Raw genomic sequence first — 24,589 nt, forward strand, 5'->3', positions numbered from 1 at the left:
GGAATCTCATCGAATCCGCCGCGGGCCGTCGGTGAGAGTCCGCAGGAAACCTCAGGCGCAAGCAACAGATACGAGAAGGACAGGGTGGGCGGTGTCGAGCGGAATTGAATCTGCGGGCGTGAAGGAACTTCAGCAGTCACATTCCGGCCCGGTCCCCCAGCAACGTCACGATGACGCCGCCGGGCCGGGCAAGCGGCCCCTGGCCGCCCGCGTGCTGAAGGCAGGGCTGCACACCACCGTAGCCCTGTGCCTGGTGACGACTCTGGTCCATGTCGTTCTCGTGTTCCTTCATGTGGCACCCCCGAACCCCGTCTCAAAGCGGTACAGCCCACAGATCAACGCCTGGGTGTACCCCCTCTTCGAACAGAATTGGCGGCTTTTCGCCCCGGACCCAGACGCCATCAACCGGCAAATCCTGGCCAGAACCGCGCACACAGCCTCCAACGGATCAATGCGGGTGAGCCCCTGGTTCGATCTGGCTGCCGTGGACAATTCCGCAGTCGAGCACAATGCGTTTCCGAGCCACACGACTCAGAACCTGCTGCGCCGCGCCTGGACCTCCTACGACGAAACACACGGGGGAGACGACACGGCGCGCTCGGAACGAGCCTTGATGTTGCAGAAGTATCTGAGCAACATCGCCGCCGACCGCATCGCTGCCCACAACAACGGCGGCGCCTTCGACTTCATTCAGCTTCGGGTCGTCACACTGCCCATCGCCGCGCCAGGCACAGCGGCCGGGAACCGCCCACCGGCGCACCTCGACAACCGGCTCCTGCCCTGGTGGAAGGTGACCCCCCATGGGAAATGAGCAGATCCCCCATCTGCCCCCCACAGCAGCGACGACGCAACGACCCGCGGGCCACGAGGCTTCGGCCGTCGGCACAGCCCGCCGGAGGCTCCTGGCACGGATCGGTGCTCAGTGGGCGCTGCTCACCGACCGGCCGGTGTCCCTGTACGCCGCGTCGGTTCTGCGCATCGGCTACGGGCTGCTCTACCTGGTCTTTCTGCTGCGCGAGTTCCCGCACCGTGACGAGATCTGGGGCCCGGGCTCCCCCTGGACACCGGCGCTGGCAGACCAGCTCTTCGACCAGACGGGCTGGAACAGCATCCTGACCCTGTCCGACAGCCGCGCCTACTTCGAACTCTGCTACGTGATGGCTCTGGCCACGTCCGCGCTGTTCATGCTGGGCTGGCGGACCCGTGCCATGTCCATCATCTTCGCCGTCGTGGTGACCTCGTTCCATGCAAGATCGATCTTCATGACGGACGGGGGCGACAACCTGGTCCTGCTGATGGCCCTCTACCTCGTCCTCACCGCGTGCGGTCGGCGTTGGTCCCTGGACGCACGCAGAGCCCGGCTCACGTCGGCTCGTGAGGGGGCCGCGCAGGAGCCGGTGCGGAGCTTCTGCGCACAGCAACTTAAGGACGCTCGAAGCTCCTTGACCACCGTTGTGCACAACTGCGGCATGTTCGTCATCGCGGCACAGGTCTGTTTCCTCTACGGATCAGCCGGCCTGTACAAGGTCCAGGGCCCTACCTGGGGCGGCGGCACCGCTCTCCACTACGCCCTGAACCTCGAACTCTTCCAGCCCTGGCCCGCTCTCTCTCACCTCGTGGACGAGTACGCGATCCTGATCGCGATCGTCGGCTACATGACGGTGCTCCTCCAAGTCGCCTTCCCGTTCGTGCTCTTCGGCAGACTCAAGTATCCCGTGCTGACTCTGCTGCTGGGCATGCACCTCGGTATCGCAGTGCTCATGGGTCTGCCTCTCTTCTCCGGCGCGATGATCATTGCGGACGCCGTGTTCCTTCCCGACCGCTTCTACGCCTTCCTGCCTCGCCTGTGGCGACGCGCAGCACAGCGCACAGGCATGCGGCAGCCGAAGCCCGGCCGAGCGGCAGGATCCGGGTCCGTACCTTCGCAGGGCAGGCCCGGCGTACCGGGCTCCGCGAACGCTTGCGCGCGCCGGTCGGCCGGGTCCGAGCTCTGACGGGCCCAGCCGGAGCTCTCGTCCGGTTGTACCGCGGCGCGGCGGAAGTCGGCGTTGATGCGGGCCACTTCCGTTACGTCGACTCGATGAGCAACCGCTCCGGCGGGAATCGAACGACACACCATGAGGGCCCGACCGGCGCGCGCCGGTCGGGCCCTCATCGCTGTTCAGGTGTCGGCTCGCCCCTACCCCGCCGGCCGGACGGAAACAGGCGTGCCGAGCATCGCCGAAGCTCGCTGGACCGGGCCGAGTGCGCGCGCGGGTGCGGCTCTGGGGACCGTGCGACAGGTGAAGCCGAGGAGGGTCATGGCCCGGAGGACTTCGCCGACGCTGAAATCACGGCGGTCCTGGCGGGTGAGGATTTCACCCACTTGCTTGGCGGGGTACTGGCCGCGGCCGATGATCACGGACTCGCGGGTGCAGGGCTCGGGCTTGACGTCCTTCATCGATTCCAGTACGCCACTCTTGGTCAGGTCGAACGGGAAACGGGCGATGACACAGCGCATGAGGCCTCACAATCGCGAGAACGATCCGAACCGAAAGCAAGAACAATGGATCCGACCGGCAGAAGAAAACAGTAGTTCGGCACCGAAATGCAGGGGAGCAATCCAGGCGTCGGGACCGCGGTTCCGGAGTGGAAACTCGTACGGAATATGCAACCGGAGCCGAGCGGACTTGCGCCGTACTTCTCGAATACAACGAGCTGGGGCCCGCACCCCGGGTGCGGGCCCCAGCTCGTACTGCGAGTCAGCGTCAGGCGAGAACGATGTTCTCGGCCGTCGGGCCCTTCTGGCCCTGCGCGATGTCGAAGTTCACCTTCTGGCCTTCCTGTAGCTCACGGAAGCCCTGGGCGGCGATGTTCGAGTAGTGGGCGAACACGTCAGCGCCGCCACCGTCCTGCTCGATGAAGCCGAATCCCTTTTCCGCGTTGAACCACTTCACGGTTCCAGATGCCATGTCAATCTCCTTTGGGGCAGTACAGCGGAGTCCACACTGTGTGGGCTCCGTGTCGCCGCGATGATTGCCCCGCCCGGAAAATGACCGGAAATACAAAAGCGCTCCCAACGGAAGCAAGAACCGATGGAGGCACTTGGATTTTTGGGAACCACAACTGCAACTGGGATCGACAGTAGCACGATGAGATCGGTCCCGCAGGGCGATCAATTCCACTCGGCCTGTTGCGTGAGATATCCTCACCGCGCATCGCTCCAATTTCTCACTTCGCGGCCATAGATACTGGATCGCCTTGAGCGAAGTGTTTCTGCCCGCGGCACCGGATCAGCACGGCTCCACCAACAAAGGCACTGCCGGTCAGCGCGCGCTGACCAACTGGTCGACGGCCTTGCGGATCGACTCCTCGCGCTTGCAGAACGAGAAGCGGACCAGCCACGCCGGAGTGTTCTCACCGAGGTAGAACGCCGAGGTCGGGATCGCCACCACACCGGCGCGCTCCGGCAGTTCCCGGCAGAACCGCACGCCGTCCGAGAAGCCCCAGGGCCGCACGTCCGCCTGCACGAAGTAGCCGGCGTCCGCGCGGAACGGCCGCAGGCCCGCCTGCGTCAGGCCCTCGCTCAGCATGTCCCGGTTCCGGCGCAGTGTGTCCCGCAGGCCCGACGCCCATTCCTCCACCGAGCCCAGCGCATGCGCCAGCGCCTCCTGGTACGGAGTGCCCGTGGCGTATGTCAGGAACTGCTTGGCGGCGCCCACCGCGGCGACGAGCGGCGCTGGCCCGCAGACCCAGCCGATCTTCCAGCCGGTCGTGTTGAACGTCTTCCCCGCCGAGGAGACGACCACCGTCCGCTCCCGCATCCCCGGCAGGGCGGCGAAGGGGAGATGGCGTGCGCCGTCGTCGTAGACAAGGTGTTCGTAGACCTCGTCCGTGATCACCGTCAGCGCATGCTCACGGCACACGTCCGCGACGGCCTCGAGCTCCTGCGCCGTGAAGACCATGCCCGTCGGATTGTGCGGAGTGTTGAGGATCAGCACCCGCGTACGCGGGGAAACGGCAGCGCGCAGAGCGTCGGCGTCGAGGGCGAACCCGTCACCGTCGAGGACCAGGGGGACGGCGACCAGCCGGGCCCCGGCGAGCCGTGCGTCCGCCGCGTAGGCGTCGTAGCAGGGGTCGAAGGCGATGACCTCGTCGCCGGGGTCGCAGAGCGCCAGGAGGGCCGCGGCGAGCGCTTCCGTGGCGCCGGTGGTGATCAGCACCTCGTCCTGAGGGCGGTAGCCGAGGCCGTAGCGGCGCAGCTGATGCGCGGAGACCGCCTCGCGCAGCGCCGGGAAGCCATGGGCGGGCGGGTACTGGTTGCTGCCCGCGAGCACCGCCTGGGCCACCTCCTTGAGCAGCACCGGCGGACTGGCCAGTTCCGGCACCCCCTGCCCGAGGTTCACCGCTCCGGTGCTCCGCGCCAGCTCGGTCATCTCCGTGAAGATCGACGTGCCCATGCCGTGCACGCGAGCCGCAGGGCTCCATCCTGCCGAGCCCACGACTCCTCGCGCGTCAGCCGTCCCCGCCGTGTTCATGCGATCCCGCTTTCCCGAGTCCAACCAACCAGGAGATCCGGCCCTCACGATAGGCATCCCGGGGATCACCGGCCTACCCGTGAGCGTGTTCAAGCCTCCACCGGAGGGCCGCCTCGACGACCTCGCTAGCGGCTGAGACCCCCGCTGTCACGGCCGACACGCGCGCCTTCAGCCGACCGGGTAGGAACCGGCCCTGTCGGCTGGTCAGCGCTCGCGCGCGGGGCGTCGGCCGCTCATGGTCGGGTTGACCGACTCATGTGCGCGCCCCGGAGGTGCCCCCTGTCCGCCGAGACTTTCGACAGCGCAGCGGCGGCGGGTGCCCGGCCCGTTCCCCGCTGGCGCGCCGCGCTGCTGAGAGCGGCCCCCGCGCTGGGGCTGTTCGCGGCGGCACGGATGACCGGGCTCCTGGTCATGGCCGTGTGGGCCTGGCACATCGGGCGCTCGCCACGGGCGATTCTCGCCCGCGCCTGGGACTCCGACTGGTACATGCTCATCGCCGAGCACGGCTACGGCCGCACGCTGTACTGGCCGGACGGCGCCGTCCAGAGCGACCTGGCGTTCTTCCCGCTCTACCCGGCGATGCTCCGCGCGGTGACGACGGTGCTGCCGGTGACCAGCGGGACGGCGGGGCTGCTGATCTCCTGGACCGCGGCGGGCGCCGCCGCATGGGGCATCTACGCCGTCGCGGAGCGGCCGCACGGGCGGCGCACCGCGACCGTGCTGGTGCTGCTCTGGGGTCTGCTGCCGCACGCGATCGTGCTGTCCATGGCCTACACCGAGCCGGTACTCACCGCCTTCGCCGCCTGGTCGCTGTACGCGCTGCTGGCCCGCCACTGGCTGTGGGCGGGCGTACTGGCCTCTCTCGCCGGGCTGTCGCGCCCCAACGGGATCGCCGTGGCGGCGGCGGTGCTGGCGGTGGCGGGCTGCGAACTGGTCCTCGCCTACCGCCGCAGCGAACGGCTGCGCACGCTGTGGCGGCTGTGGGCGGGCGCGGCGCTGGCCCCGCTCGGCTGGCTGGGCTATGTGCTCCAGGTCGGATTCCGCACGGGCGACCCGATCGGCGGCTACTTCGCCGTCCAGCGCGGCTGGACCTCTCGGTTCGACTTCGGGATCGGGGCGCTGAAGGTGGTGCGGGACATCGTGCTGCGGCCCGCGCTGTTCCCGCTGCTGATCTCGCTGCTGATCGTCGCGGCGGCGGTGCTGCTCTTCGCACTGTTCATGCTGGGCCGGCCGCCCCTGGCGCTGCTCGTCTACACAGCCGTGCTGGTACTGATCACGGTCGGCGGCTCCGGGTTCTTCGAGTCCAAGCCGCGTTTTCTGCTGCCGGCGTTCCCCCTGCTGCTGCCGCTGGCCCTCGCGCTGACAAAAGCCCGGCCGAAGGCGGCGGTCGTGGTGACCGTCGCCCTGGCCGGGCTGTCGTTCGCCTACGGAACGTATCTGCTGACGCTGTCCCCGATCGCACTCTAGAGGGCGCCGGGCAGCGCGCCACCGCGGTGCCTCAGCAGCCGTGCGGCGCAGTGCTCAGGCGTCGTCGCCGGGCTTGTCGTCGCCGGGCTTGTCGTCGTCGGCCTTGTCCTCCGCCGTCTCCAGGCCGAGCTGCTCCGCGAGCCACTTGTCGAACTCGATGGCCGCACGCACCCAGCTGACCGTCGAGGAGACGAAGTGCTCCAGGCTGACGCCGGTGCCGATCAGCATCTGGGCCTCGCCGATGAGGCGGATCGTGGGGACTTCCTCCTCCTCGTCGTGGAGGTGGGTGTAGACCTTCGGCCACAGGGTACGGCGGTTCCAGTCGTCGATCGTTTCGAGGAGCTTGACCTTCTCCTCGACCGGGTGCGGCCGGTCGTAGAACGTCCGTACCGAGAAGACCTGCTGGTCGTCCTCGCCGCGGAACATGAAGTACGTACGGAATTCCTCCCACGGCGCCGCGAGGTCACCCTCGTCGTCGACGACGTACTTCAGTTCCATCTGGTCGAGCAGCTGCTTGACCAGGTCCTGGTCGGGAACGACGGGGCCCGCCGGTCCTGCGGCCTGAGGCTGGGGCTGGCCCCCGAAATTCGGAATCGAGGACGGATCGATGGTCACCGTGAATTTCCCTTCGTACGGTTCCTGCCATCCTCTCCCATGTCGGGCGGGGGCTGGCAACCCCCACCCGACGGGTCCGCTCACGGCTTAGGCCCTTTCCGCAAAAGCGCTGGTCGGGCGTGGGCTGCTTTAAATCGACTTTCCGGCCGCCGGACCCACGATCAGGCCGTCCTCGAAGCGGTCCACCCTCACCGTGTCACCGTCCGTGACCTCGCCCGCGAGAATCTCCTTCGCGAGCCGGTCGCCGATCGCCGTCTGCACCAGACGGCGCAACGGACGCGCCCCATACGCCGGGTCGTTGCCCTCGTCGGCCAGCCACTCCAGTGCCGCGGGTGTGACCTCCAGTGTGAGCCGGCGCTCGGCGAGTCGCTGGGCGAGCCGGTCGATCTGGAGCCTGGCGATGTGCGCCAGCTCGTCCCTGGAGAGCGCGGAGAAGACCACCAGGTCATCGAGGCGGTTGAGGAACTCCGGCTTGAAAGAGGCCCGGACGGCCTCCAGGACCTGCTGCTTCTTCTCCTCGTCGCTGGTCGTCGGCTCGACCAGGTACTGACTGCCGAGGTTCGACGTCAGGACGAGGATGGTGTTGCGGAAGTCCACCGTCCGGCCCTGGCCGTCGGTGAGCCGTCCGTCGTCGAGCACCTGGAGCAGGACGTCGAAGACCTCGGGGTGCGCCTTCTCGACCTCGTCGAGCAGCACCACGCTGTACGGACGGCGGCGGACGGCCTCGGTCAGCTGGCCGCCCTCCTCGTAGCCGACGTACCCCGGGGGCGCGCCGACGAGACGGGCGACGGAGTGCTTCTCGCCGTACTCGGACATGTCGATGCGGACCATCGCCCGCTCGTCGTCGAAGAGGAAGTCGGCGAGGGCCTTGGCCAGTTCGGTCTTGCCGACGCCGGTCGGGCCGAGGAAGAGGAACGAGCCGGTGGGCCGGTCGGGGTCGGCGATCCCCGCGCGCGTCCTGCGGACCGCGTCGGACACGGCCTGCACGGCCTCGCTCTGGCCGATCAGCCGCCGGCCCAGTTCCTGCTCCATACGCAGCAGCTTCTGCGACTCGCCTTCCAGCAGACGCCCGGCCGGGATCCCGGTCCAGGAGCCCACCACGTCGGCGATGTCGTCGGGGCCGACCTCCTCCTTGACCATGGTGTCCTTGGCGGCCTCCTGCTCCGCCTCGGACGCCTCCTCCAGCTCGCGCTCCAGCGTCGGGATCTCCCCGTACAGCAGCTTGGACGCGGTGTCGAAGTCGCCGTCACGCTGGGCCCGTTCGGCCTGGCCCCGCAGTTCGTCGAGCTTCTCCTTGAGTTCGCCGACGCGGTTGAGACCCTCCTTCTCCTTCTCCCAGCGCGCGGTCAGCCCGCGCAGCTCCTCCTCCTTGTCGGCGAGGTCGCGGCGGAGCTTGTCGAGACGCTGCCGGGAGCCGGGGTCGGTCTCGTTCTTGAGCGCGAGCTCCTCCATCTTCAGCCGGTCCACGGCGCGCTGGAGCTCGTCGATCTCGACGGGCGAGGAGTCGATCTCCATCCGCAGCCGGGAAGCGGCCTCGTCGACGAGGTCGATGGCCTTGTCCGGGAGGAAGCGCGAGGTGATGTACCGGTCGGAGAGGGACGCGGCCGCGACCAGCGCGCCGTCCGCGATCTGCACCTTGTGATGGGCCTCGTAGCGGCCCTTGAGTCCGCGCAGGATCGCGATGGTGTCCTCGACGCTCGGCTCGGCGACCAGGACCTGCTGGAAGCGCCGCTCCAGCGCCGGGTCCTTCTCGATCCGCTCGCGGTACTCGTCGAGCGTCGTCGCGCCCACCATGCGCAGCTCGCCGCGGGCCAGCATCGGCTTGAGCATGTTGCCCGCGTCCATGGCGGAGTCGCCGCCGGCGCCCGCGCCGACGACGGTGTGCAGCTCGTCGATGAAGGTGATGATCTGGCCGTCGCTCTCCTTGATCTCGGACAGCACGGTCTTGAGGCGCTCCTCGAACTCACCGCGGTACTTCGCACCTGCGACCATCGCGCCGAGGTCGAGCGAGACCAGCCGTTTGTTCCTGAGGCTCTCCGGCACGTCGCCCTTGACGATCCGCTGCGCGAGCCCCTCAACGACGGCGGTCTTGCCGACCCCGGGCTCACCGATGAGCACCGGGTTGTTCTTGGTGCGGCGGGAGAGTACCTGGACGACCCGGCGGATCTCCTGGTCCCGTCCGATGACCGGGTCGAGCTTGCCCTCGCGGGCCGCGGCGGTGAAGTCCGTACCGAACTTCTCCAGCGCCTTGTACTGCCCCTCGGGGTCGGCCGTGGTCACGCGCCGCCCTCCCCTCACACTCTCGAACGAGGCCAGCAGCTTCTTCGCCGTGGCTCCCTGCTGCTCCAGCACCTCGCCGGCCTGCCCGCCCTTGGCGGCGATCCCGATGAGGAGATGCTCGGTGGAGAGATAGTCGTCCCCGAGCTCCTTGGCCCGCCGGTCGGCGTCGGCGATGACGGCGAGCAGCTCGCGGTTGGGCTGGGGCGGGGCGACGGTGGAGCCGGTCACGCTGGGCTGAGCCGCGAGCAGCCGCTCGGCACCGGAGCGTACGGCCGCCTGGTCGGCGTCGGCGGCGGCCAGAAGGTCGATGATGTTCTCGTTGTCCTGGCCCGCGAGGAGGGCGAGGAGCAGATGCGCGGGAGTCAGATCGGGATGGCCGTCCGACACCGCCCTACTGGTGGCGGCGTTGATCGCATCCCGGCTCTTGTTGGTCAGCTCGGCGTCCACGTGCGCTCGTTCCTCCTTGCCTGCGGGGCTGTTCGGTCAATACTGACTCTTTCAACCTGCACAAAGTTGAGTCTATTCCACTCAACCTGGAGAAGGGTAGCCACCGGAGGTAGGTTCCGGGCATGGCCATCGACCCCCGCGACCCCGACGCGTCCTATCTCGGTTTCTGGCGCGAGCACCACGTGTCCACCCTGACGACCCCGCGCCCGGACGGTACCCCGCACGTCGTTGCCGTCGGTGTCACATACGACCCGGAAGGCGGTTTTGCTCGCATCATCACCAACAAGCACAGCCGCAAGGTCGCCAATATCCTGGCCGCGGGCCCGGACGGCGCGCCGGTCGCGGTCTGCCAGGTCGACAAGGGGCGCTGGGCGACCCTGGAGGGCCGCGCGAGGGTCCGTACGGAGCCGGAGCTCATCGCGGACGCGGTGGAGCGTTACGCGGAACGCTACGGACGCACGCCGGCCCCGAATCCGGACCGGGTACTGATCGAGATCGCCCTGACGCGGGCGATGGGCCGGGCGCAGGCGGTCCGTACGAAGTGACGCCGCAGGCCTCCCTCACGGGAGAGCGGCCGCACGGGAAATGCACAGCGGCGCCATCGCGTTTCAGGTCCGCGATGGCGCCGCTGTGTGGGGGAAGCACCTGAGCGATTTACAACGACGGGGGAACCGCTCAGGCACTGCGGGGGGTGGCGGTGGTGGTGTCGGGTTCGACCAACTGGTGATCGCGCTGGTCGAGATTGACGAAAATCATGCCGTACCGGATGGCACAGCGGACGGGCTGAGGAGCCCCACGGGGCCTGCGAAGGCACCGATACGCGCGAACGTCCTCGTCCTCCTCGCGTGCCACGACGATCGGCTCTCCGAAGAGGGTGACCATCAACGAGTCGCCACGGTGGGGGATTGCCGTGACGAGATCGATGAAATGCCACCCCGATCGATAGGCGGTCGCCATCTCACGCCGGAAGACCCGGTCGTCCGGTGGAACCGTCATGCTTCTGTGCCGGTCGGAAGGACTCCCCAGGAAGGCTCTCCAGGCGTGACCACAACCGCGTCCGCGGCAGCGAGGCCCCACGAAGGCTCGCCCTGGGTCGCTGCGACCCCGGCAGGAGCATGGCTCCCGGAGGGCTCACCGGAGGCCACCGCACCGAGCGCGGCCGCCGCTATGGCAAGGGCACAAAGAGCACGTAGCGTCCTAGACATGGGTGATCTCCACCTCTTTTGATCATTCCTCCTCCCCCGCGCATAAGACGATGTCTCACTCCGAACGCTTGCACCAGCGACGGCAGGCATCATGTTCCTGTAATGCAGGAGCCTGAGGGGGTGCATATGCCATCTAATGAGGGCGAAACGGGACACCCTCACGCAGACGGCGAGCTGTGCGAGGCGGGGAAAAGTCTGTACATCACCGCACTGCGCACCGGGCGTATAGCCCGGTCAGAGGCGGAAGCAACACCCTGCCTCTTCGATCTCGCCCTGCTGCACCCGGATCCCGACGACGCTCAGTGGCTCCGCCCCGTCCCGCCAACCACTGCGCTGACACAGCTGATACACCCCATTGAGCGGGAGATCCAAGAGCGCAGACGACGAACTGTCGCTCTGACCGATGCTCTTGAGCCATTCATGGCGTTCACCGCGCAGAACTCCACCGTCCCACAAGGAATTACCGTCCTCGAGGGCCTCAACCGCATCAACACAACACTCGACCAAGTCACCGCAGACTGCACCGAGGAGCTTCTCACGGTGCAGCCCGGCAGCGGGCGCCAGCCGCACATCCTGGAGAAGGCTCTGCGCAGGGTGGAACCGCTGATCGAGCGGGGCGTGCGGATGCGCACGCTCTACCAGCACACGGCCCGTCACCACCCCGCGACACTCGCCTACATGGAGCAGGTCGGGCCGTCCGGAGTGGAGGTGCGCACGCTGGAGGAGATCATCGAGCGGCTCATCATCATCGACCGGCGCGTGGCCTTCATCCCGGCGAGCAGCGACCGGCTCTCCGCGCTGGAGCTGCGGCACAAGGGGATCGTCGAGTATCTCGTCGGCGTCTTCGAGCAGTTCTGGCTGCACGGCATCCCGTGGGAGGAGCCGGTCTCGTACGGCCCGGACCTGGACGGCATCACGGGCGTCCAGCGCTCCATCGCCAAACTGCTGGTCGAGGGCCATGTGGACGAGGCCATCGCGCGGCGGCTGGGGATGAACGTCCGTACCTGCCGGGCTCACATCGCCAAGCTGGGCTCGTCGCTGGGCAGCGGCAGCCGTACTCAGCTGGGCTATCTGATAGCGCAGTCGGGGGTTCTGGAGCACGACTCCTGACCGGGCCGGGGCACCCACTCGCGGCGGGCGGAGGGACGCAGGGCCGGTCCGGCCGCCGCGATGCCCCGGATCGCCTGAATCGGGCCCCCGGGGCGCACATGCAATGCGGCCGGAAAACTCCCCTGCGCCCGGGGGTGGTTGCCGGCCTGCCGCGCAGGCGCAGGAGGCCCCCTGACGCTCCCCGGGCGGTCCGGTGGCCCGGAAGGGCGGGAGCCGCCTCCGGCGCGTCCTGACGACTGCGGGGCGGCCTGCGAGGGCCGCGCCCGGACGGATGCGGGAGGCCCGCCGGGGCCGCGAACGCCGATCGCCGGAAGGCTCGCGTGGAGCCTTCCGGCGATCGGTGAGCGTGAAGCCCGGACTACTCGGAGCGCTTCGGGCGCCAGACCACCAGCGCGCTCGTCTGCTGCACATCCTGGTACGGCACGAGATCGCGCCGGTACGAGGCATGCACCTGGGCCTCGCGCTGCTGCATCGCCGCAGCCGCTCCCTCGACGGCGGCCGACAGCTCGGCCACCCTCTGCTGGAGCGCCGCGACCTGGTTCTCCAGCTCGATGATGCGCTTGATTCCGGCCAGGTTGATGCCCTCGTCCTGCGACAACTGCTGGACGGTGCGCAGCAGTTCGATGTCACGGGCCGAGTAGCGCCTGCCCCGTCCGGCGGTGCGGTCGGGGGAGACGAGACCGAGTCGGTCGTACTGCCGCAGGGTCTGCGGATGCAGACCGGAGAGCTGGGCCGCCACCGAGATGACGTACACCGGCGACTCTTCGGTCAGCTCGTAGGCCCTGTTGACGGATGAATACTGCCGGCGACGACCGTCCATCTCATGCTCCCTTCGCGGCCTGGAACAGCTCGGCCCGCGGGTCCTCGTCCGCGGTGGCTTCGCGGTAGGCCTCCAGCGCTTCCTTCGCCTTGTCGCTGAGCTCCGTGGGAACCGCGACCTCGACGGTGACCAACAGGTCGCCGCGGGTGCCGTCCTTGCGGACCGCTCCCTTGCCGCGGGCTCGCATCGTACGGCCGTTCGGCGTACCGGCGGGCAGTTTCAGGGTGACCGGCGGACCGCCGAGGGTCGGCACCTTCACCTCGCCGCCGAGCGCCGCCTCCGTGTAGGTGACGGGCACGGTGACGGTGAGGTTGTCGTCCCTGCGGCCGAAGACGGGGTGGGCGTCGACATGCACGACCACATACAGGTCGCCCGCCGGGCCGCCTCGTTCGCCCGGCGCCCCCTTGCCGCGCAGCCGGATCCGCTGGCCGTCGGAGACGCCCGCCGGAATCCTGACCTGCATGGTGCGCGAGGAGCGGGCGCGCCCGCTGCCCTTGCAGACCTCGCAGGGGTCCTGCGCGATCAGCCCGCGGCCCTTGCAGTCCACGCACGGGTCGGTGAGCGAGAAGGAGCCGGTACCGCCGCGCGAGACCTGACCGGTGCCGACGCAGGTCGGGCATACCCGGGGTGTGCCGTTCTTGTCGCCGGTGCCCGAACAGGCCTTGCACGCGGCCGAGCTGGACATCCGCAGCGGGACCGTGGCCCCGTCGACCGCCTCGGTGAAGCTGAGCGTCACCTCGGACTCGATGTCCTGGCCGCGGCGCGGCTGGGTACGCGTACCCGGGCCGGCGCCGCGGTTGAACAGGCCGCCGAACACATCGCCGAGACCGCCGCCGAAGCCGCCGGCTCCGCCCTGAGCGCCGCCGCCCTGGGCACCCCCGAAGAGGTCGCCCAGGTCGAAGTTGAACTGTCCTCCCGCGCCACCGGGTCCGGCGCGGAAGCCGCCGTTGCCGAAGAGCGCACGCGCCTCGTCGTACTCCTTGCGCCGCTTGGGGTCACCGAGGATGTCATTGGCCTCGGAGATCTCCTTGAAGCGCTCCTCCGCCTTGGCGTCGCCCTTGTTGGCGTCCGGGTGGAACTCGCGGGCGAGCTTCCGGTACGCCTTCTTGATCTCGGCCTCGGTGGCGTCCTTCGGGACGCCGAGAACTTTGTAGTAGTCCTTCTCGACGAAGTCCTTCGTACTCATCGACGTCCCTCCTCTCGGACCATCATTGCGTCAGCCCTCGTCCGGGCCACCGCTCTCCTCGTCGGTCGGAGTCTCTTCCTTCGAGGCCGCCGGGCTCGCGCCCGGCTGAGGCTCGGCCACGGCCACCCGCGCGGGGCGGATGGTGCGCTCGCCGATGCGATACCCCGGCTGCAGCACCGCGACGCATGTGGTCTCGGTGACGTCCGGTGCGTAACTGTGCATCAGAGCCTCGTGGATCGTCGGGTCGAAGGGCTCGCCCTCCTTGCCGAACTGCTGCAGGCCCATCTTGGCCGCCGCGGTCTCCAGAGACTCGGCAACCGACTTGAACCCGCCCACCAGCTCCCCGTGGTCACGGGCGCGGCCGATGTCGTCGAGCACGGGCAGGAGCTCGGTCAGCAGACTCGCCGTGGCGATCTCCTTGACCGTGATCCGGTCGCGCTCCACACGACGGCGGTAGTTCTGGTACTCGGCCTGGAGCCGCTGGAGGTCTGCCGTGCGCTCGTTGAGCGCCATACGGACCTGGTCCAGCTGCGCCGTCAGGCCGACGATCTTTGCTGCGTCCCCTGCCGGGGCCGCCGGGCCCTCCTTCGCGGAGGACTCGGCGGACTCGGCGGCGTCGTCAGAGGTGGCGCCGGAGGGGACGTCGGGCTTCTCGTCGAAGCCCGGGGTCTCCTCCGTCACGCGGCACCACCCTTGGCGTCCTTCTCGTCGTCGACGATCTCGGCGTCCACGACATCGTCGGCGTTGTCGGCGGACTGGCCTGCGCCACCGGGCGCGTCGGCGCCGGGGGCGCCGCCCTCGGTCGGGGCGTTGGCGTACATCGCCTGGCCGAGCTTCTGGCTGACCGCGGCGACCTTCTCGGTGGCGGTGCGGATCTCGGCCGTGTCCTCGCCCTTGAGCTTCTCCTTCAGCTCGGTGAGCGCGGTCTCGACCTCGGACTTCACATCGCCGGGGACCTTGTCCTCGTTGTCCTTGAGGAACTTCTCGGTCTGGTAGACGAGTTGCTCGCCCTGGTTGCGGGACTCGGCGGCCTCGCGGCGGCGGTGGTCCTCGTCCGCGTACTGCTCGGCCTCCTGGCGCATCCGGTCGACCTCGTCCTTCGGCAGCGAGGAGCCGCCGGTGACGGTCATCTTCTGCTCCTTGCCCGTGCCCAGGTCCTTCGCGGTCACGTGCATGATGCCGTTGGCGTCGATGTCGAAGGCGACCTCGATCTGCGGGACCCCGCGCGGGGCCGGCGGCAGGCCGGTCAGCTCGAACATCCCGAGCTTCTTGTTGTACGCCGCGATCTCGCGCTCGCCCTGGTAGACCTGGATCTGCACGGACGGCTGGTTGTCCTCGGCCGTCGTGAAGATCTCGGACCGCTTGGTCGGGATCGTGGTGTTGCGCTCGATGAGCTTGGTCATGATGCCGCCCTTGGTCTCGATACCGAGGGACAGCGGGGTCACGTCGAGGAGCAGGACGTCCTTGACCTCACCCTTGAGGACACCGGCCTGGAGGGCGGCGCCGATGGCGACGACCTCGTCGGGGTTCACACCCTTGTTGGCGTCCTGGCCGCCGGTGAGCTCCTTGACGAGCTCGGCGACGGCGGGCATCCGGGTCGAGCCGCCGACCAGGACCACGTGGTCGATCTCGGACAGCTGGATGCCGGCGTCCTTGATGACGTTGTGGAACGGGGTCTTGCAGCGCTCGAGCAGGTCCGCGGTGAGCTGCTGGAACTGAGCCCGGGTGAGTTTCTCGTCCAGGTGCAGCGGACCCTCGGCGGAGGCCGTGATGTAGGGCAGGTTGATGTTCGTCTCGGTGGAGGACGACAGCTCGATCTTCGCCTTCTCCGCGGCCTCGCGGAGACGCTGGAGAGCCATCTTGTCCTTCGACAGGTCCACGCCGTGGCCGTTGGCGAACTGCTTCACCAGGTAGTCGACGACGCGCTGGTCCCAGTCGTCACCACCGAGGTGGTTGTCACCGTTGGTGGCCTTCACCTCGACGACGCCGTCGCCGATCTCCAGCAGCGAGACGTCGAAGGTGCCGCCACCGAGGTCGAAGACGAGAATCGTCTGGTCGTCCTTGTCGAGGCCGTAGGCCAGGGCGGCCGCGGTGGGCTCGTTGACGATACGCAGGACGTTCAGGCCCGCGATCTCGCCGGCCTCCTTGGTGGCCTGGCGCTCGGAGTCGTTGAAGTACGCCGGGACGGTGATCACCGCGTCGGTGACCTTCTCGCCGAGGTAGGACTCCGCGTCGCGCTTCAGCTTCTGCAGGATGAAGGCGCTCATCTGCTGCGGGTTGAAGTTCTTCCCGTCGAGCTCGATCTTCCAGTCGGTGCCCATGTGGCGCTTGACCGACCGGATGGTCCTGTCGACGTTGGTGACCGCCTGACGCTTCGCGACCTCGCCGACCAGCACCTCACCGTTCTTCGCGAAGGCGACGACGGACGGCGTGGTCCTGGCACCCTCGGCGTTGGTGATGACGGTGGGCTCGCCGCCCTCCAGAACGCTGACGACGGAGTTAGTCGTGCCCAGGTCGATGCCGACCGCACGTGCCATTTCAATTCCTCCAACTGACTTGAGTGGATCTGGCTCAAGGATGCACGAGCCGCCCTTCGACGTCAACAGACCTGAGTGGACCCCGCTCAACTTTTATCCGGCGCCTACCTGCACCCCCTTACCGGACCTGCGCCTGACGCCCTCCGGACGCCCTCCCGACGCCCTCCCGAAGTCGTCCCGAAGTCCGTCCCCCGACGCGTGGCGCACCGGCCCCTGACGCACTTCCTCTGGGAGAGTCGTAGCCGCAAATCGTGACGAAGGGCGTGCGTCCATGCCTGCAAAGCGAGTCGTCGATCTGACGGGCGGCCTGATCCTGCTGCTGCTCCTGTCCCCCCTGCTGCTGACCCTCGCCGCCGCCACCGCGGCAGGCTTCCGGGGCACACCGCTGGCCCGCAGCGAGCGGGTGGGTCTCGGCGGGTCCGGATTTGCGATGCTGACGCTGCGTACGTCACCGGCCTCACCCGTCGGCCGACTGCTGCGCCGCCACGGCGCCGACCGGATTCCACAGCTGATCAATGTGGTGCGCGGCCAGATGTCGCTCGTGGGCCCGCGCCCGCTCTCACCCGAGGACTCCGAGGAATCGGCACAGTCGCCCGAGGGCGCGGTCCGGGCCCGCCTCCGCGTACGCCCCGGAATCACGGGGCTCTGGCAGATCAGCGGGCGCTCCGACCTCCCCTGGGAGGAAATGTCCGTCCTGGACTTGCATTATGTGGAGCAGCACTGGCTGGGGCTGGACCTGTTGATCCTGGTCCGGACCCTCCCGACCGCCGTCCTGGGACGTCGCGCGGTCCGTCCGCTCAGGCTTGCCTGAGCGACACAGATCACCGACTGCGCAGCTACAGTGCGGCGGAAAAAGTGGGTACTCTCAGCACGGACTGAATAAGTTACCGCTTAGTAGTGTCCTGGCAGTGCTGTAGAGATTTCCCACCCTCGCAGGCCCGAGGAGCCCCGAAATGCAACTCGCCGCGATCATCGTGTCGCTGGTCCTGACCGTGGTCGGCGTTGCGCTCATCGCCCGAGCCGTCGCGCAGATCTACCGGTTCGTGAAGCTCGGTCAACCGGTGCCGGCGGGCAGCCGCACCGATGACTGGAAGGCGCGCAGCTTCACCCTGGCCAAGGAGTTCGTCGGCCACACCCGGATGAACCGCTGGGGCATCGTAGGAGTGGCCCACTGGTTCGTCGCGGTGGGCTTCCTCACCCTCGGCCTGACGATCGTCACGGCCTACGGCCAGCTCTTCGAGGCCGACTGGGTGCTGCCGGTGCTGGGCGGCTTCCTGCCGTACGAGGTCTACACCGAGTTCATCGCGCTCGCCACGACCGTCGGCATCCTGGTCCTGATCACGATCCGGCAGCTCAGCCTGCCGTCGCGGCCGGGCCGCAAGTCGCGCTTCGCGGGCTCCAAGATGGGCCAGGCCTACTTCGTCGAGGCCGTCATCCTGGTCATCGGCATTGCGATCATGACGTTGCGCGGCCTTGAGGGCGCACTGCACGGCGTCGACCACTACGAGGCCGCGTACTTCGCCTCGTACCCCCTGGTCGCGGCCTTCAAGGGACTGAGCATCGGGACGCTCCAGAACCTGGTCTACCTCACCGCCATGATCAAGCTCGGGGTGACGATGACCTGGGCGATCACGGTCGGCCTGAACACCAACATGGGTGTGGCCTGGCACCGCTTCCTCGCCTTCCCGAACATCTGGTTCAAGCGGAACGCGAACGGTTCGACGGCGCTCGGCGCGCTCCTGCCGATGACGAGCGGCGGCACGGAGATCGACTTCGAGGACCCGGGCGAGGACGACGTCTTCGGCGTCTCCCAGGTCGAGCAGTTCTCCTGGAAGGGCATCCTCGACTTCTCCACGTGCACCGAGTGCGGACGCTGCCAGTCGCAGTGCCCCGCCTGGAACACCGGAAAGCCGCTCTCCCCCAAGCTCCTGATCATGTCGCTGCGCGACCACGCGCACACCAAGGCCCCGTACCTGCTGGCCGGCGGCGGCAAGACCATGGAGGGCGAGGAGAAGGCCTCCGAGGAGCAGCTGAAGGCTGTGCCCGCGGCGGCCCTCGCCGAGGCCGAGCGCCCGCTGATCGGGACGCTGGAGGAGAACGGCGTCATCGACCCGGACGTGCTGTGGTCCTGCACCACCTGCGGCGCCTGCGTCGAGCAGTGCCCGGTCGACATCGAGCACATCGACCACATCGTCGACATGCGCCGCTACCAGGTGATGATCGAGTCCGCGTTCCCGTCCGAGGCGGGCACGATGCTCAAGAACCTGGAGAAGAAGGGCAACCCCTGGGGGCTGGCCAAGAAGCAGCGGGTGGAGTGGACCAAGGAGGTCGACTTCGAGGTCCCGATCGTCGGCAAGGACGTCGAGGACCTCTCCGAGGTCGACTACCTGTACTGGGTCGGCTGCGCCGGCGCCCTGGAGGACCGGGCCAAGAAGACCACCAAAGCCTTCGCCGAACTGCTGCACATCGCGGGCGTGAAGTTCGCCATCATGGGCGGGGACGAGAAGTGCACCGGTGACTCGGCCCGCCGCCTCGGCAACGAGCCGCTGTTCCAGCAACTGGGCCAGGAGAACGTGGCCATGCTGAACATGGCGTACGGCGAGGACGACGAGGACCCCTCGACGAAGAAGCCCAAGTCGTCGAAGAAGATCGTCGCGACCTGCCCGCACTGCTTCAACACGATCGCGAACGAGTACCCGCAGCTGGGCGGCGAGTTCGAGGTCATCCACCACACTCAGCTGCTGCAGCACCTCATCGACGAGGGCAAGCTCGTCCCCGTCACGCCGGTCGAGGGTCTGATCACGTACCACGACCCCTGCTACCTGGGCCGCCACAACAAGGTCTACACGCCCCCGCGCGAGATCATGTCCGCCGTCCCGGGCCTGCGCCAGCAGGAGATGCACCGCCACAAGGAGCGCGGCTTCTGCTGCGGCGCCGGCGGCGCGCGCATGTGGATGGAGGAGCGGATCGGCAAGCGCATCAACACCGAGCGGGTCGACGAGGCCCTCTCCCTCAACCCGGACATCGTCTCCACCGCCTGCCCCTTCTGCCTCGTCATGCTCACGGACTCCGTGAACGGCAAGAAGAACGACGGCAAGGCGAAGGAATCGCTCCAGGTCGTGGATGTGGCCCAGCTGCTGCTCGACTCGGTGAAGACACCGGCCGACCCGTCGGCGTCCGAGGAGCCCGCGGACGCGCCGGAGCCCGAGCCGGTGAAGTAGCCCGCCCTGAGCCAGGAAGCGGCCGGGTCAGCCCTGAGGGCGGACCCGGCCGTTCGCCTTTCTCCGGACCGTTCGCCTTTCTCCGGACCGTTCGCCTTTCTCCGGACCGTTCGCCTTTCTCCGGACCGTTCGCGTCCGCCCGGCCGCCCGGGAGCGCGCGGCCCCGCCACGCCCTCGCCCGGGAGGAACCCGCCGACAGGAACGAACCCAGACGGCAAATCGCTTCAGCTTCAGCCAATACCGCACATAGCGATCCCCGTACAGCCACCCGTGCACTACCCACCGAATAACCATTGGCCTGCGATCCCGCCCGAACCATTGCCCTGCCGCACCGGCCCAGACGAGCATCGTGGGGCAGCTGACCAGAGCTGCGTACACAAGAGACGGATGGGGTGGGTCGTGCGGTCAGGAACGGCGGCAGCGGCAGCGATCGCGGCCTGCGCATGCGCGGCGCTCCTGGCGGGCTGTACGAACGCCACGGAGCCCGACCGCCCCGCCCGTGGCAAGAACGGCGACACCACCCCGCTCTCCGCCCGCGAAACGACGGGTGGCCTCCCCGTCCCCCGCGGAAAGGGCAGCCGCGTCCCCGGGGACTTCAACGGCGACGGCCACCGCGACCTCGTCCTGAACGACCTGGTGAAGGCCCGGGGCGACAGCCACGGCGACGACGCGGGCATCGGCGTGGTCTACGGCTCCGCGGGCCCGCGCGTCCTCGACCCGGCCGTGCGCGGGCTCCTCACCCCCCGCGCCAACGCGGCGCCGGTCGGTGGCACGCTTCCCGCCGCCTTCGACGCCGAAGCCGCCTGCGACCTGGACAAGGACGGCTTCTCCGACCTGGTCATCGCCACCGACCCGCCGTACAACGGAATAGGCCGCCCACCCGTACCCCTCCAGCTGCTCTTCGGCTCCCCGGCCGGTCTGACCGGCAAGGCGGTCGTCCTGCGCATCCCCGAGCAGGCCCGTTACGGCAACGAGTGGCCCGACCACCCCGTCTGCGGCGACTTCGACGGCGACGGCTCGACCGACCTCGCGGTGACCGCGTCCTCGGGCCGCGTCAGCTTCCTGCGCGGCCCCTTCGCCCGCACCGGCGCCCCGCGCGCCGCCCCAGGCTCCGTCCCGGGCGGCGGGCCCGCGCTCTCCGCCCCCTCCCCGGCGCTCGACGCCAACGACGACGGCTACGACGACCTGGTCGTCTCCACCCGCCCCGCGAAGCCCGGCGCAGCGGCCAGAGGCACTCTGCTGCTGGGCGGCCCGGACGGCCCCGGCCGCGCGGGCCGCCGCTATGCCGTCGACGCCGTACCGCTCCCGCAGGCCCCGCCCCTCGGGGCGGGCGAGACGAACCCGACGACGGCTGTCCTCGCGCACACGGACTTCGACGGCGACAAACGCCCCGACCTGGTGACCCGCACGCACCGGGGCGAGCGGGCCGACGCGGTGGCGCTGTACGCGGCGTCGGCGCCGGGACACCCGCTCATCACCTTCAGCACCTCGGTCTTCCTGCGCTGATCTCGTCACCGGGCCGCGCCGGCGACGCCGGGCGGGCACGCGGGACCCGCCGGGGTCATACCCGGGCGGGCACACGGGGGCAGGCCCCCCAGGGTCCCCCTAAGGGATGTCACAGCTCGGCAGCAAAGGCCCTCCTGATCCTCGGCCCGCGCACCTCACTCTCCGGGACCAGGTACGTTCGATTACGTGGCTGGATTCAGGATCGGACGCGGCCGGGACAACCGCAGGCAACAGCAGCAACCACAGCAGGCACCACCGCCCGACAGAGGCGGGGGCGGCCGGGCGGGGCCGCCGCATGCGCAGCAGCAGTACCCGCCGCAGTGGCCCCAGGCGGGCGGCGGCTACCCCCCTCAGCGGCAGCCCCAAGGCCCGTACGGCGAACCGGAGTACTACGGCGACCCGTACCAACAGCCCCACCAGGGCGGCCCGCAGGGTGACCCGTACGCCAACAACCCTGGTCACACACAGGCGTTCAGCGTCAACGACGACCCGTACGGCGACGGCGCGACCTACCGCGCGGGCACTGCCCCCGCCGCACCGGCGGGTCCCCGGCTCCACTGGAAGCAGTTGCTGAGCGGCATCGTGCTGCGCCCGGGCCCGACGTTCTGGCAGATGCGCGACTACCCCGTGTGGGGCCCGGCGTTGGTCGTCACGTTCCTCTACGGCCTGCTCGCGCTCTTCGGCTTCGACAAGGCCCGCGAGGAGACGATCAACGCGACGATCTCGTCGGCCATTCCCTACGTGCTGACGACGGCGGCCGCGCTCGTCATCGGCGGCCTGATCCTCGGCGCGGTGACCCACACCCTGGCCCGTCAGCTGGGCGGTGACGGCGCCTGGCAGCCGACCGTCGGCCTCTCCATGCTGATCATGTCGATCACGGACGCACCGCGTCTGCTCTTCGCCCTGTTCCTGGGCGGCGAGAACTCCCTGGTCCAGGTGCTGGGTTGGGCAACCTGGCTGGTGGCGGGAGCGCTGTTCACCTCGATGGTCAGCAAGTCGCACGATCTGCCGTGGCCGAAGGCGCTGGGCGCGTCGTCGATCCAGCTGATCGCACTGCTGTCGATCATCAAGCTGGGCACGATCTAGGGTCTTCCGTTTGGATCGGGCCGGATCGGTGAGCGGGGTCCGGAACCATGCCGACCGACGACAACGCGGCGAGGCGCGGTGCCAGGGCACGCGAGCCCGGCAAGATCCAAACGAGAGGCCCCTGGCACTGGACGGGCATCGGAAGGTCCCTGCCGGACTCCGGCAGGGACCTTCCGTACGAGCGCGTGGATCAGGCGCCGAGGACCTGGCTGCTGGGGCGTACGACGGGCTTTCCCGCGCTCCGGGCCCACCGGCCGGTCCGTCGCCGCAGGGCCCGCCCGGTCAGGTCGTCGGCAGTTCCTCCGCGGGCAGCCGGCCCGCGCGCACCGCGTCGACCAGAGCCCGGTGGTCACGCTCGTTCTGGTCGGCGTAGGCCTCGGCGAACGTCGTGAGTGCCCGGTCGAACGCGTCCCCCTTGCCCAGATACGCGGCGATCGCGATCCGGTCACCGGACCTCGCGTGCGCGCGAGCCAGGGTGAGCCCGCACAGTCGGCCGAACATCCGCATGTTCTTCGGCCGCATCCTCTCCGGCACGGCGATGCCCTTCCAGTCGCGCAACTGGCGGACGTAGAAGTCGCGCTGCTTGCCGTCGATCCCGCTCACCCGCTCCCAGCCGAGAAAGATGTCGCTCGCCGCCTGCATCAACCGCTGGCCCGAGACGACCCGTTCGCCCTGGTTGCGGTACTCGCTCGCGCCGACGTGGGCGGCGAGCACGGAGGTGTCGGCCTCCTTGGCCTGGAGGAAAAGCGGATCCTGGCCTTCCCGGCCGAGCAGCAGGAAGATCCAGCAGCGGGTGCCGACGCTGCCGACGCCGACCACCTTGCGGGCAACGTCCACCAGCCGGTAGTCGGCCAGCAGCGCGCGCCGGTCGGACGGCAGAGTGCGACCGTACCGCTCGACGAGGGCACGGAACTGGCGCTCAAGCGCACTGCGTTCGACGTCCGGCAGCAGGTCACCGATCGGCACGAGCAGCGGGGGGTCCGCTGCGATCGTGGGCCGGCCGTCGACCGTTTCCGTGAGCTTGTCGAAGACCTGCAGGCTGTCACGGGTACGGGCCTTCGCCAGGACGCGGTCCAGGTTCTTCTGGCCGCGCTTGTGGAGCCGGTCCGTGGCCAGGGCCTCCAGGCGGTCCGCATTCATTTTCGCGTACCAGACGTCCAGATTGCCCATGTGCGCGAAGCTGATCATCGCCTCGCGGTACGTACGCACCGTGGAGCGCACGATGCGGGCGCGATCGGCGTCGTCGAAGCCGTTCGCCCGGCCTGCGATGACGAGACTCGCCGACAGCCGCTTGACGTCCCACTCCCAGGGGCCCGGCAGCGTCTCGTCGAAGTCGTTGATGTCGAACATCAACTGCCGCTCGGGGGAGGCCAGCAGCCGGAAGTTCAGCATGTGCGCGTCCCCGCACAGCTGGGCCTTGATCCCCGACTCCGGGCTGCCGGCCAAGTCCGACGCCATGATCGCCGCGGCGCCCCGATAGAAACGGAACGGGGACTCCGACATCCGGCCGTAGCGGATCGGCACGAGCTCCTGCACCCGCGCCGCGGACTGCGCCTCCAGGATCGCCAGCGGGTCCGGCCTCTGCGGGGACGGCTCGTACGCGGCGTGACCCGACCTCGGCGAGCGACGCCGGGCGTCCTTGCCGAGGGCCGCGCGTTCCTCTGGTGTGGCGTGTGGGACGGCACGCATCGCCGTGGTCGCGTTCTTGGGCATCGAAGGCCCTCCTGCCTGGCCCTGCGGCCGTCGGGACGCCCGGCGCGGACCGCCGGCCGGGACGGCTCCGTGTCCTGCTCCGATGCCGGCCGCGCCGATCATCGATGCCGGGTGGGCGCCTGTCTCAGCCCTGACCCTGGGTTTCTGCTTCGGCCACGGCGATGGCGATACCGAGTGCCGCGGCGATGTTGCCCGCCGCCGTCATGACGCGTGCGGTGCCGACGATGGGGGCGATGGCGACCAGGACGTCCTGCATCTGCTCTGCGGTCATGCCGGCCTTGAGAGCGGGGTCGATGTTGGCGACATAGGAAATCGGCGGAGCGTCCGACGCGGCGAGAGCCGCGATACGAGTAAGCATGAACATGTCCGGGGTCAGCCCGCACCGTTCGACCGAGTCGACGGTCATCGCGGCGAGGGTGTCCAGGACAGGGGTTTCGGATGCAGTGGCCATGGCGGATCGTCTCCTGTTGGTGTCGCTGACGCGGGTCGGCGGGAAGCAAGGGCTCCGTATCGCTACAGCGCCTACTGCTCGACGGTAAGTCCGTTCCGAACGGGCTGCCTGTCGAGAAGTCCGTTCCGAACGGGCTGCCTGTCGAGCGGGATCGCCCGGGGCACGGACTGCGCTCGGGCGACACGACCGAACCTCTGGGGCCACGGGGCGGTCGGCGGCGCGAAGGCAGCCGCACCGGCCGGCAGGCGAACGGGCCCACGGGCGGAGTCGATGCCGCCGTGGCTTTCGCCTCGGGCGCCACCGGCCTCTCAGCTGGCGCAAGGCCGGTTCGGGCGCGCCCGGACCCTCGCACAGATCGGACGCGGCGGCCCTCGCTGCCTCGTACCAGGCGCCGTAGCGGTCGGCGAAGAACGGGCTCAGGCATGCCG

Annotated in this window: 22 protein-coding genes; 9 read left to right on the plus strand and 13 right to left on the minus strand. The window is 69.0% G+C overall.

What is annotated here, in order from left to right; genetic code table 11:
- Window positions 1-136 precede the first annotated feature (136 nt).
- Window positions 137-292, minus strand: a complete 156-nt coding sequence (locus tag OG293_RS16545; RefSeq protein WP_406003857.1) for a hypothetical protein — start codon at window positions 290-292, stop codon at window positions 137-139.
- Between OG293_RS16545 and OG293_RS16550 the strand changes: the two genes are divergently transcribed.
- Both OG293_RS16550 and OG293_RS16555 read left to right on the plus strand, forming a co-directional pair.
- Window positions 227-811, plus strand: coding sequence for a DUF5819 family protein (locus OG293_RS16550; protein WP_406003619.1), 585 nt, complete (start codon window positions 227-229; stop codon window positions 809-811). The two genes, OG293_RS16545 and OG293_RS16550, sit on opposite strands and share 66 nt — an antisense overlap.
- Entirely contained in the window at window positions 801-1,994 is a 1,194-nt protein-coding gene (locus OG293_RS16555) for an HTTM domain-containing protein (protein WP_405999560.1), read from the plus strand. Before OG293_RS16550 ends, OG293_RS16555 begins: the two co-directional genes overlap by 11 nt.
- Window positions 1,995-2,179: 185 nt before the next feature.
- Here the strand turns inward: OG293_RS16555 and OG293_RS16560 are convergent, their stop codons facing one another.
- From OG293_RS16560 to OG293_RS16570, 3 genes are all read right to left on the minus strand, one after another.
- Window positions 2,180-2,500 (minus strand): SCO5918 family protein, encoded by a 321-nt coding sequence (locus tag OG293_RS16560; protein WP_405999561.1) that lies wholly within the window; start codon window positions 2,498-2,500, stop codon window positions 2,180-2,182.
- Between the two features lie 247 nt (window positions 2,501-2,747).
- Window positions 2,748-2,951: a cold-shock protein gene (locus tag OG293_RS16565; protein ID WP_093678426.1), complete on the minus strand. Its 204-nt coding sequence runs from the start codon at window positions 2,949-2,951 to the stop codon at window positions 2,748-2,750.
- Window positions 2,952-3,305: 354 nt separating this feature from the next.
- Complete coding sequence (locus OG293_RS16570) at window positions 3,306-4,439, minus strand: aminotransferase class I/II-fold pyridoxal phosphate-dependent enzyme (RefSeq protein WP_405999562.1); 1,134 nt, start codon at window positions 4,437-4,439, stop codon at window positions 3,306-3,308.
- 333 nt (window positions 4,440-4,772) lie between these two features.
- On the opposite strand from OG293_RS16570, the gene OG293_RS16575 reads away from it, so the two are divergent.
- The gene (locus OG293_RS16575) at window positions 4,773-5,984 is read left to right on the plus strand and encodes a hypothetical protein (protein WP_405999563.1); all 1,212 of its coding nucleotides are present in this window, start codon (window positions 4,773-4,775) and stop codon (window positions 5,982-5,984) included.
- A 54-nt stretch (window positions 5,985-6,038) separates the two neighbouring features.
- Here the strand turns inward: OG293_RS16575 and OG293_RS16580 are convergent, their stop codons facing one another.
- Both OG293_RS16580 and clpB read right to left on the minus strand, forming a co-directional pair.
- The gene (locus tag OG293_RS16580) at window positions 6,039-6,599 is read right to left on the minus strand and encodes a YbjN domain-containing protein (RefSeq protein ID WP_405999564.1); all 561 of its coding nucleotides are present in this window, start codon (window positions 6,597-6,599) and stop codon (window positions 6,039-6,041) included.
- 129 nt (window positions 6,600-6,728) lie between these two features.
- A complete protein-coding gene (clpB, locus tag OG293_RS16585; RefSeq protein WP_405999565.1) occupies window positions 6,729-9,326 on the minus strand; it encodes an ATP-dependent chaperone ClpB in 2,598 nt (865 codons plus the stop codon).
- 122 nt (window positions 9,327-9,448) lie between these two features.
- On the opposite strand from clpB, the gene OG293_RS16590 reads away from it, so the two are divergent.
- The gene (locus OG293_RS16590; RefSeq protein ID WP_405999566.1) at window positions 9,449-9,871 is read left to right on the plus strand and encodes a pyridoxamine 5'-phosphate oxidase family protein; all 423 of its coding nucleotides are present in this window, start codon (window positions 9,449-9,451) and stop codon (window positions 9,869-9,871) included.
- Between the two features lie 130 nt (window positions 9,872-10,001).
- Here OG293_RS16590 and OG293_RS16595 read toward each other — a convergent pair whose 3' ends face one another.
- Entirely contained in the window at window positions 10,002-10,322 is a 321-nt protein-coding gene (locus OG293_RS16595; RefSeq protein ID WP_142214562.1) for a (2Fe-2S)-binding protein, read from the minus strand.
- Window positions 10,323-10,657: 335 nt separating this feature from the next.
- Between OG293_RS16595 and OG293_RS16600 the strand changes: the two genes are divergently transcribed.
- Window positions 10,658-11,641: a helix-turn-helix transcriptional regulator gene (locus tag OG293_RS16600; protein WP_405999567.1), complete on the plus strand. Its 984-nt coding sequence runs from the start codon at window positions 10,658-10,660 to the stop codon at window positions 11,639-11,641.
- A gap of 358 nt (window positions 11,642-11,999) precedes the next feature.
- Here the strand turns inward: OG293_RS16600 and OG293_RS16605 are convergent, their stop codons facing one another.
- From OG293_RS16605 to dnaK, 4 genes are read right to left on the minus strand one after another with little or no spacing between them, the layout of a single operon-like run.
- Window positions 12,000-12,461, minus strand: a complete 462-nt coding sequence (locus tag OG293_RS16605; RefSeq protein WP_405999568.1) for a heat shock protein transcriptional repressor HspR — start codon at window positions 12,459-12,461, stop codon at window positions 12,000-12,002.
- A 1-nt stretch (window position 12,462) separates the two neighbouring features.
- Window positions 12,463-13,647, minus strand: coding sequence for a molecular chaperone DnaJ (gene dnaJ, locus OG293_RS16610; RefSeq protein WP_405999569.1), 1,185 nt, complete (start codon window positions 13,645-13,647; stop codon window positions 12,463-12,465).
- A gap of 30 nt (window positions 13,648-13,677) precedes the next feature.
- Window positions 13,678-14,328: a nucleotide exchange factor GrpE gene (gene grpE, locus OG293_RS16615; protein ID WP_405999570.1), complete on the minus strand. Its 651-nt coding sequence runs from the start codon at window positions 14,326-14,328 to the stop codon at window positions 13,678-13,680.
- Entirely contained in the window at window positions 14,325-16,184 is a 1,860-nt protein-coding gene (gene dnaK / locus OG293_RS16620) for a molecular chaperone DnaK (protein ID WP_405999571.1), read from the minus strand. Before dnaK ends, grpE begins: the two co-directional genes overlap by 4 nt.
- A gap of 271 nt (window positions 16,185-16,455) precedes the next feature.
- On the opposite strand from dnaK, the gene OG293_RS16625 reads away from it, so the two are divergent.
- From OG293_RS16625 to OG293_RS16640, 4 genes are all read left to right on the plus strand, one after another.
- The gene (locus OG293_RS16625) at window positions 16,456-16,995 is read left to right on the plus strand and encodes a sugar transferase (protein WP_405999572.1); all 540 of its coding nucleotides are present in this window, start codon (window positions 16,456-16,458) and stop codon (window positions 16,993-16,995) included.
- Between the two features lie 142 nt (window positions 16,996-17,137).
- A complete protein-coding gene (locus OG293_RS16630; protein ID WP_405999573.1) occupies window positions 17,138-19,405 on the plus strand; it encodes a (Fe-S)-binding protein in 2,268 nt (755 codons plus the stop codon).
- A 387-nt stretch (window positions 19,406-19,792) separates the two neighbouring features.
- The gene (locus OG293_RS16635; protein ID WP_405999574.1) at window positions 19,793-20,911 is read left to right on the plus strand and encodes an FG-GAP repeat domain-containing protein; all 1,119 of its coding nucleotides are present in this window, start codon (window positions 19,793-19,795) and stop codon (window positions 20,909-20,911) included.
- Window positions 20,912-21,097: 186 nt separating this feature from the next.
- Complete coding sequence (locus OG293_RS16640) at window positions 21,098-21,997, plus strand: Yip1 family protein (RefSeq protein WP_405999575.1); 900 nt, start codon at window positions 21,098-21,100, stop codon at window positions 21,995-21,997.
- A gap of 282 nt (window positions 21,998-22,279) precedes the next feature.
- On the opposite strand, the gene OG293_RS16645 is transcribed toward OG293_RS16640, so the two are convergent.
- Window positions 22,280-23,710 (minus strand): DUF2252 domain-containing protein, encoded by a 1,431-nt coding sequence (locus tag OG293_RS16645; RefSeq protein WP_405999576.1) that lies wholly within the window; start codon window positions 23,708-23,710, stop codon window positions 22,280-22,282.
- Window positions 23,711-23,834: 124 nt separating this feature from the next.
- Window positions 23,835-24,161, minus strand: coding sequence for a carboxymuconolactone decarboxylase family protein (locus OG293_RS16650; RefSeq protein ID WP_405999577.1), 327 nt, complete (start codon window positions 24,159-24,161; stop codon window positions 23,835-23,837).
- Between the last annotated feature and the right edge of the window lie 428 nt (window positions 24,162-24,589).

Source organism: Streptomyces sp. NBC_00829 (genome assembly GCF_045161795.1).
GTDB lineage: Bacteria > Actinomycetota > Actinomycetes > Streptomycetales > Streptomycetaceae > Streptomyces.

Coding starts and splice junctions, on each gene's coding strand:
- dnaJ (WP_405999569.1), bottom strand. CDS start 13,647: ATGAGTACGAAGGACTTCGTCGAGAAGGACTACTACAAAGTTCTCGGC.
- OG293_RS16630 (WP_405999573.1), top strand. CDS start 17,138: ATGCAACTCGCCGCGATCATCGTGTCGCTGGTCCTGACCGTGGTCGGC.
- dnaK (WP_405999571.1), bottom strand. CDS start 16,184: ATGGCACGTGCGGTCGGCATCGACCTGGGCACGACTAACTCCGTCGTC.
- OG293_RS16650 (WP_405999577.1), bottom strand. CDS start 24,161: ATGGCCACTGCATCCGAAACCCCTGTCCTGGACACCCTCGCCGCGATG.
- OG293_RS16590 (WP_405999566.1), top strand. CDS start 9,449: ATGGCCATCGACCCCCGCGACCCCGACGCGTCCTATCTCGGTTTCTGG.
- OG293_RS16645 (WP_405999576.1), bottom strand. CDS start 23,710: ATGCCCAAGAACGCGACCACGGCGATGCGTGCCGTCCCACACGCCACA.
- OG293_RS16570 (WP_405999562.1), bottom strand. CDS start 4,439: ATGGGCACGTCGATCTTCACGGAGATGACCGAGCTGGCGCGGAGCACC.
- OG293_RS16605 (WP_405999568.1), bottom strand. CDS start 12,461: ATGGACGGTCGTCGCCGGCAGTATTCATCCGTCAACAGGGCCTACGAG.
- OG293_RS16545 (WP_406003857.1), bottom strand. CDS start 292: ATGAAGGAACACGAGAACGACATGGACCAGAGTCGTCACCAGGCACAG.
- OG293_RS16575 (WP_405999563.1), top strand. CDS start 4,773: ATGTGCGCGCCCCGGAGGTGCCCCCTGTCCGCCGAGACTTTCGACAGC.
- OG293_RS16555 (WP_405999560.1), top strand. CDS start 801: ATGGGAAATGAGCAGATCCCCCATCTGCCCCCCACAGCAGCGACGACG.
- OG293_RS16625 (WP_405999572.1), top strand. CDS start 16,456: ATGCCTGCAAAGCGAGTCGTCGATCTGACGGGCGGCCTGATCCTGCTG.
- OG293_RS16600 (WP_405999567.1), top strand. CDS start 10,658: ATGCCATCTAATGAGGGCGAAACGGGACACCCTCACGCAGACGGCGAG.
- OG293_RS16595 (WP_142214562.1), bottom strand. CDS start 10,322: ATGACGGTTCCACCGGACGACCGGGTCTTCCGGCGTGAGATGGCGACC.
- OG293_RS16635 (WP_405999574.1), top strand. CDS start 19,793: ATGGGGTGGGTCGTGCGGTCAGGAACGGCGGCAGCGGCAGCGATCGCG.
- OG293_RS16565 (WP_093678426.1), bottom strand. CDS start 2,951: ATGGCATCTGGAACCGTGAAGTGGTTCAACGCGGAAAAGGGATTCGGC.
- OG293_RS16560 (WP_405999561.1), bottom strand. CDS start 2,500: ATGCGCTGTGTCATCGCCCGTTTCCCGTTCGACCTGACCAAGAGTGGC.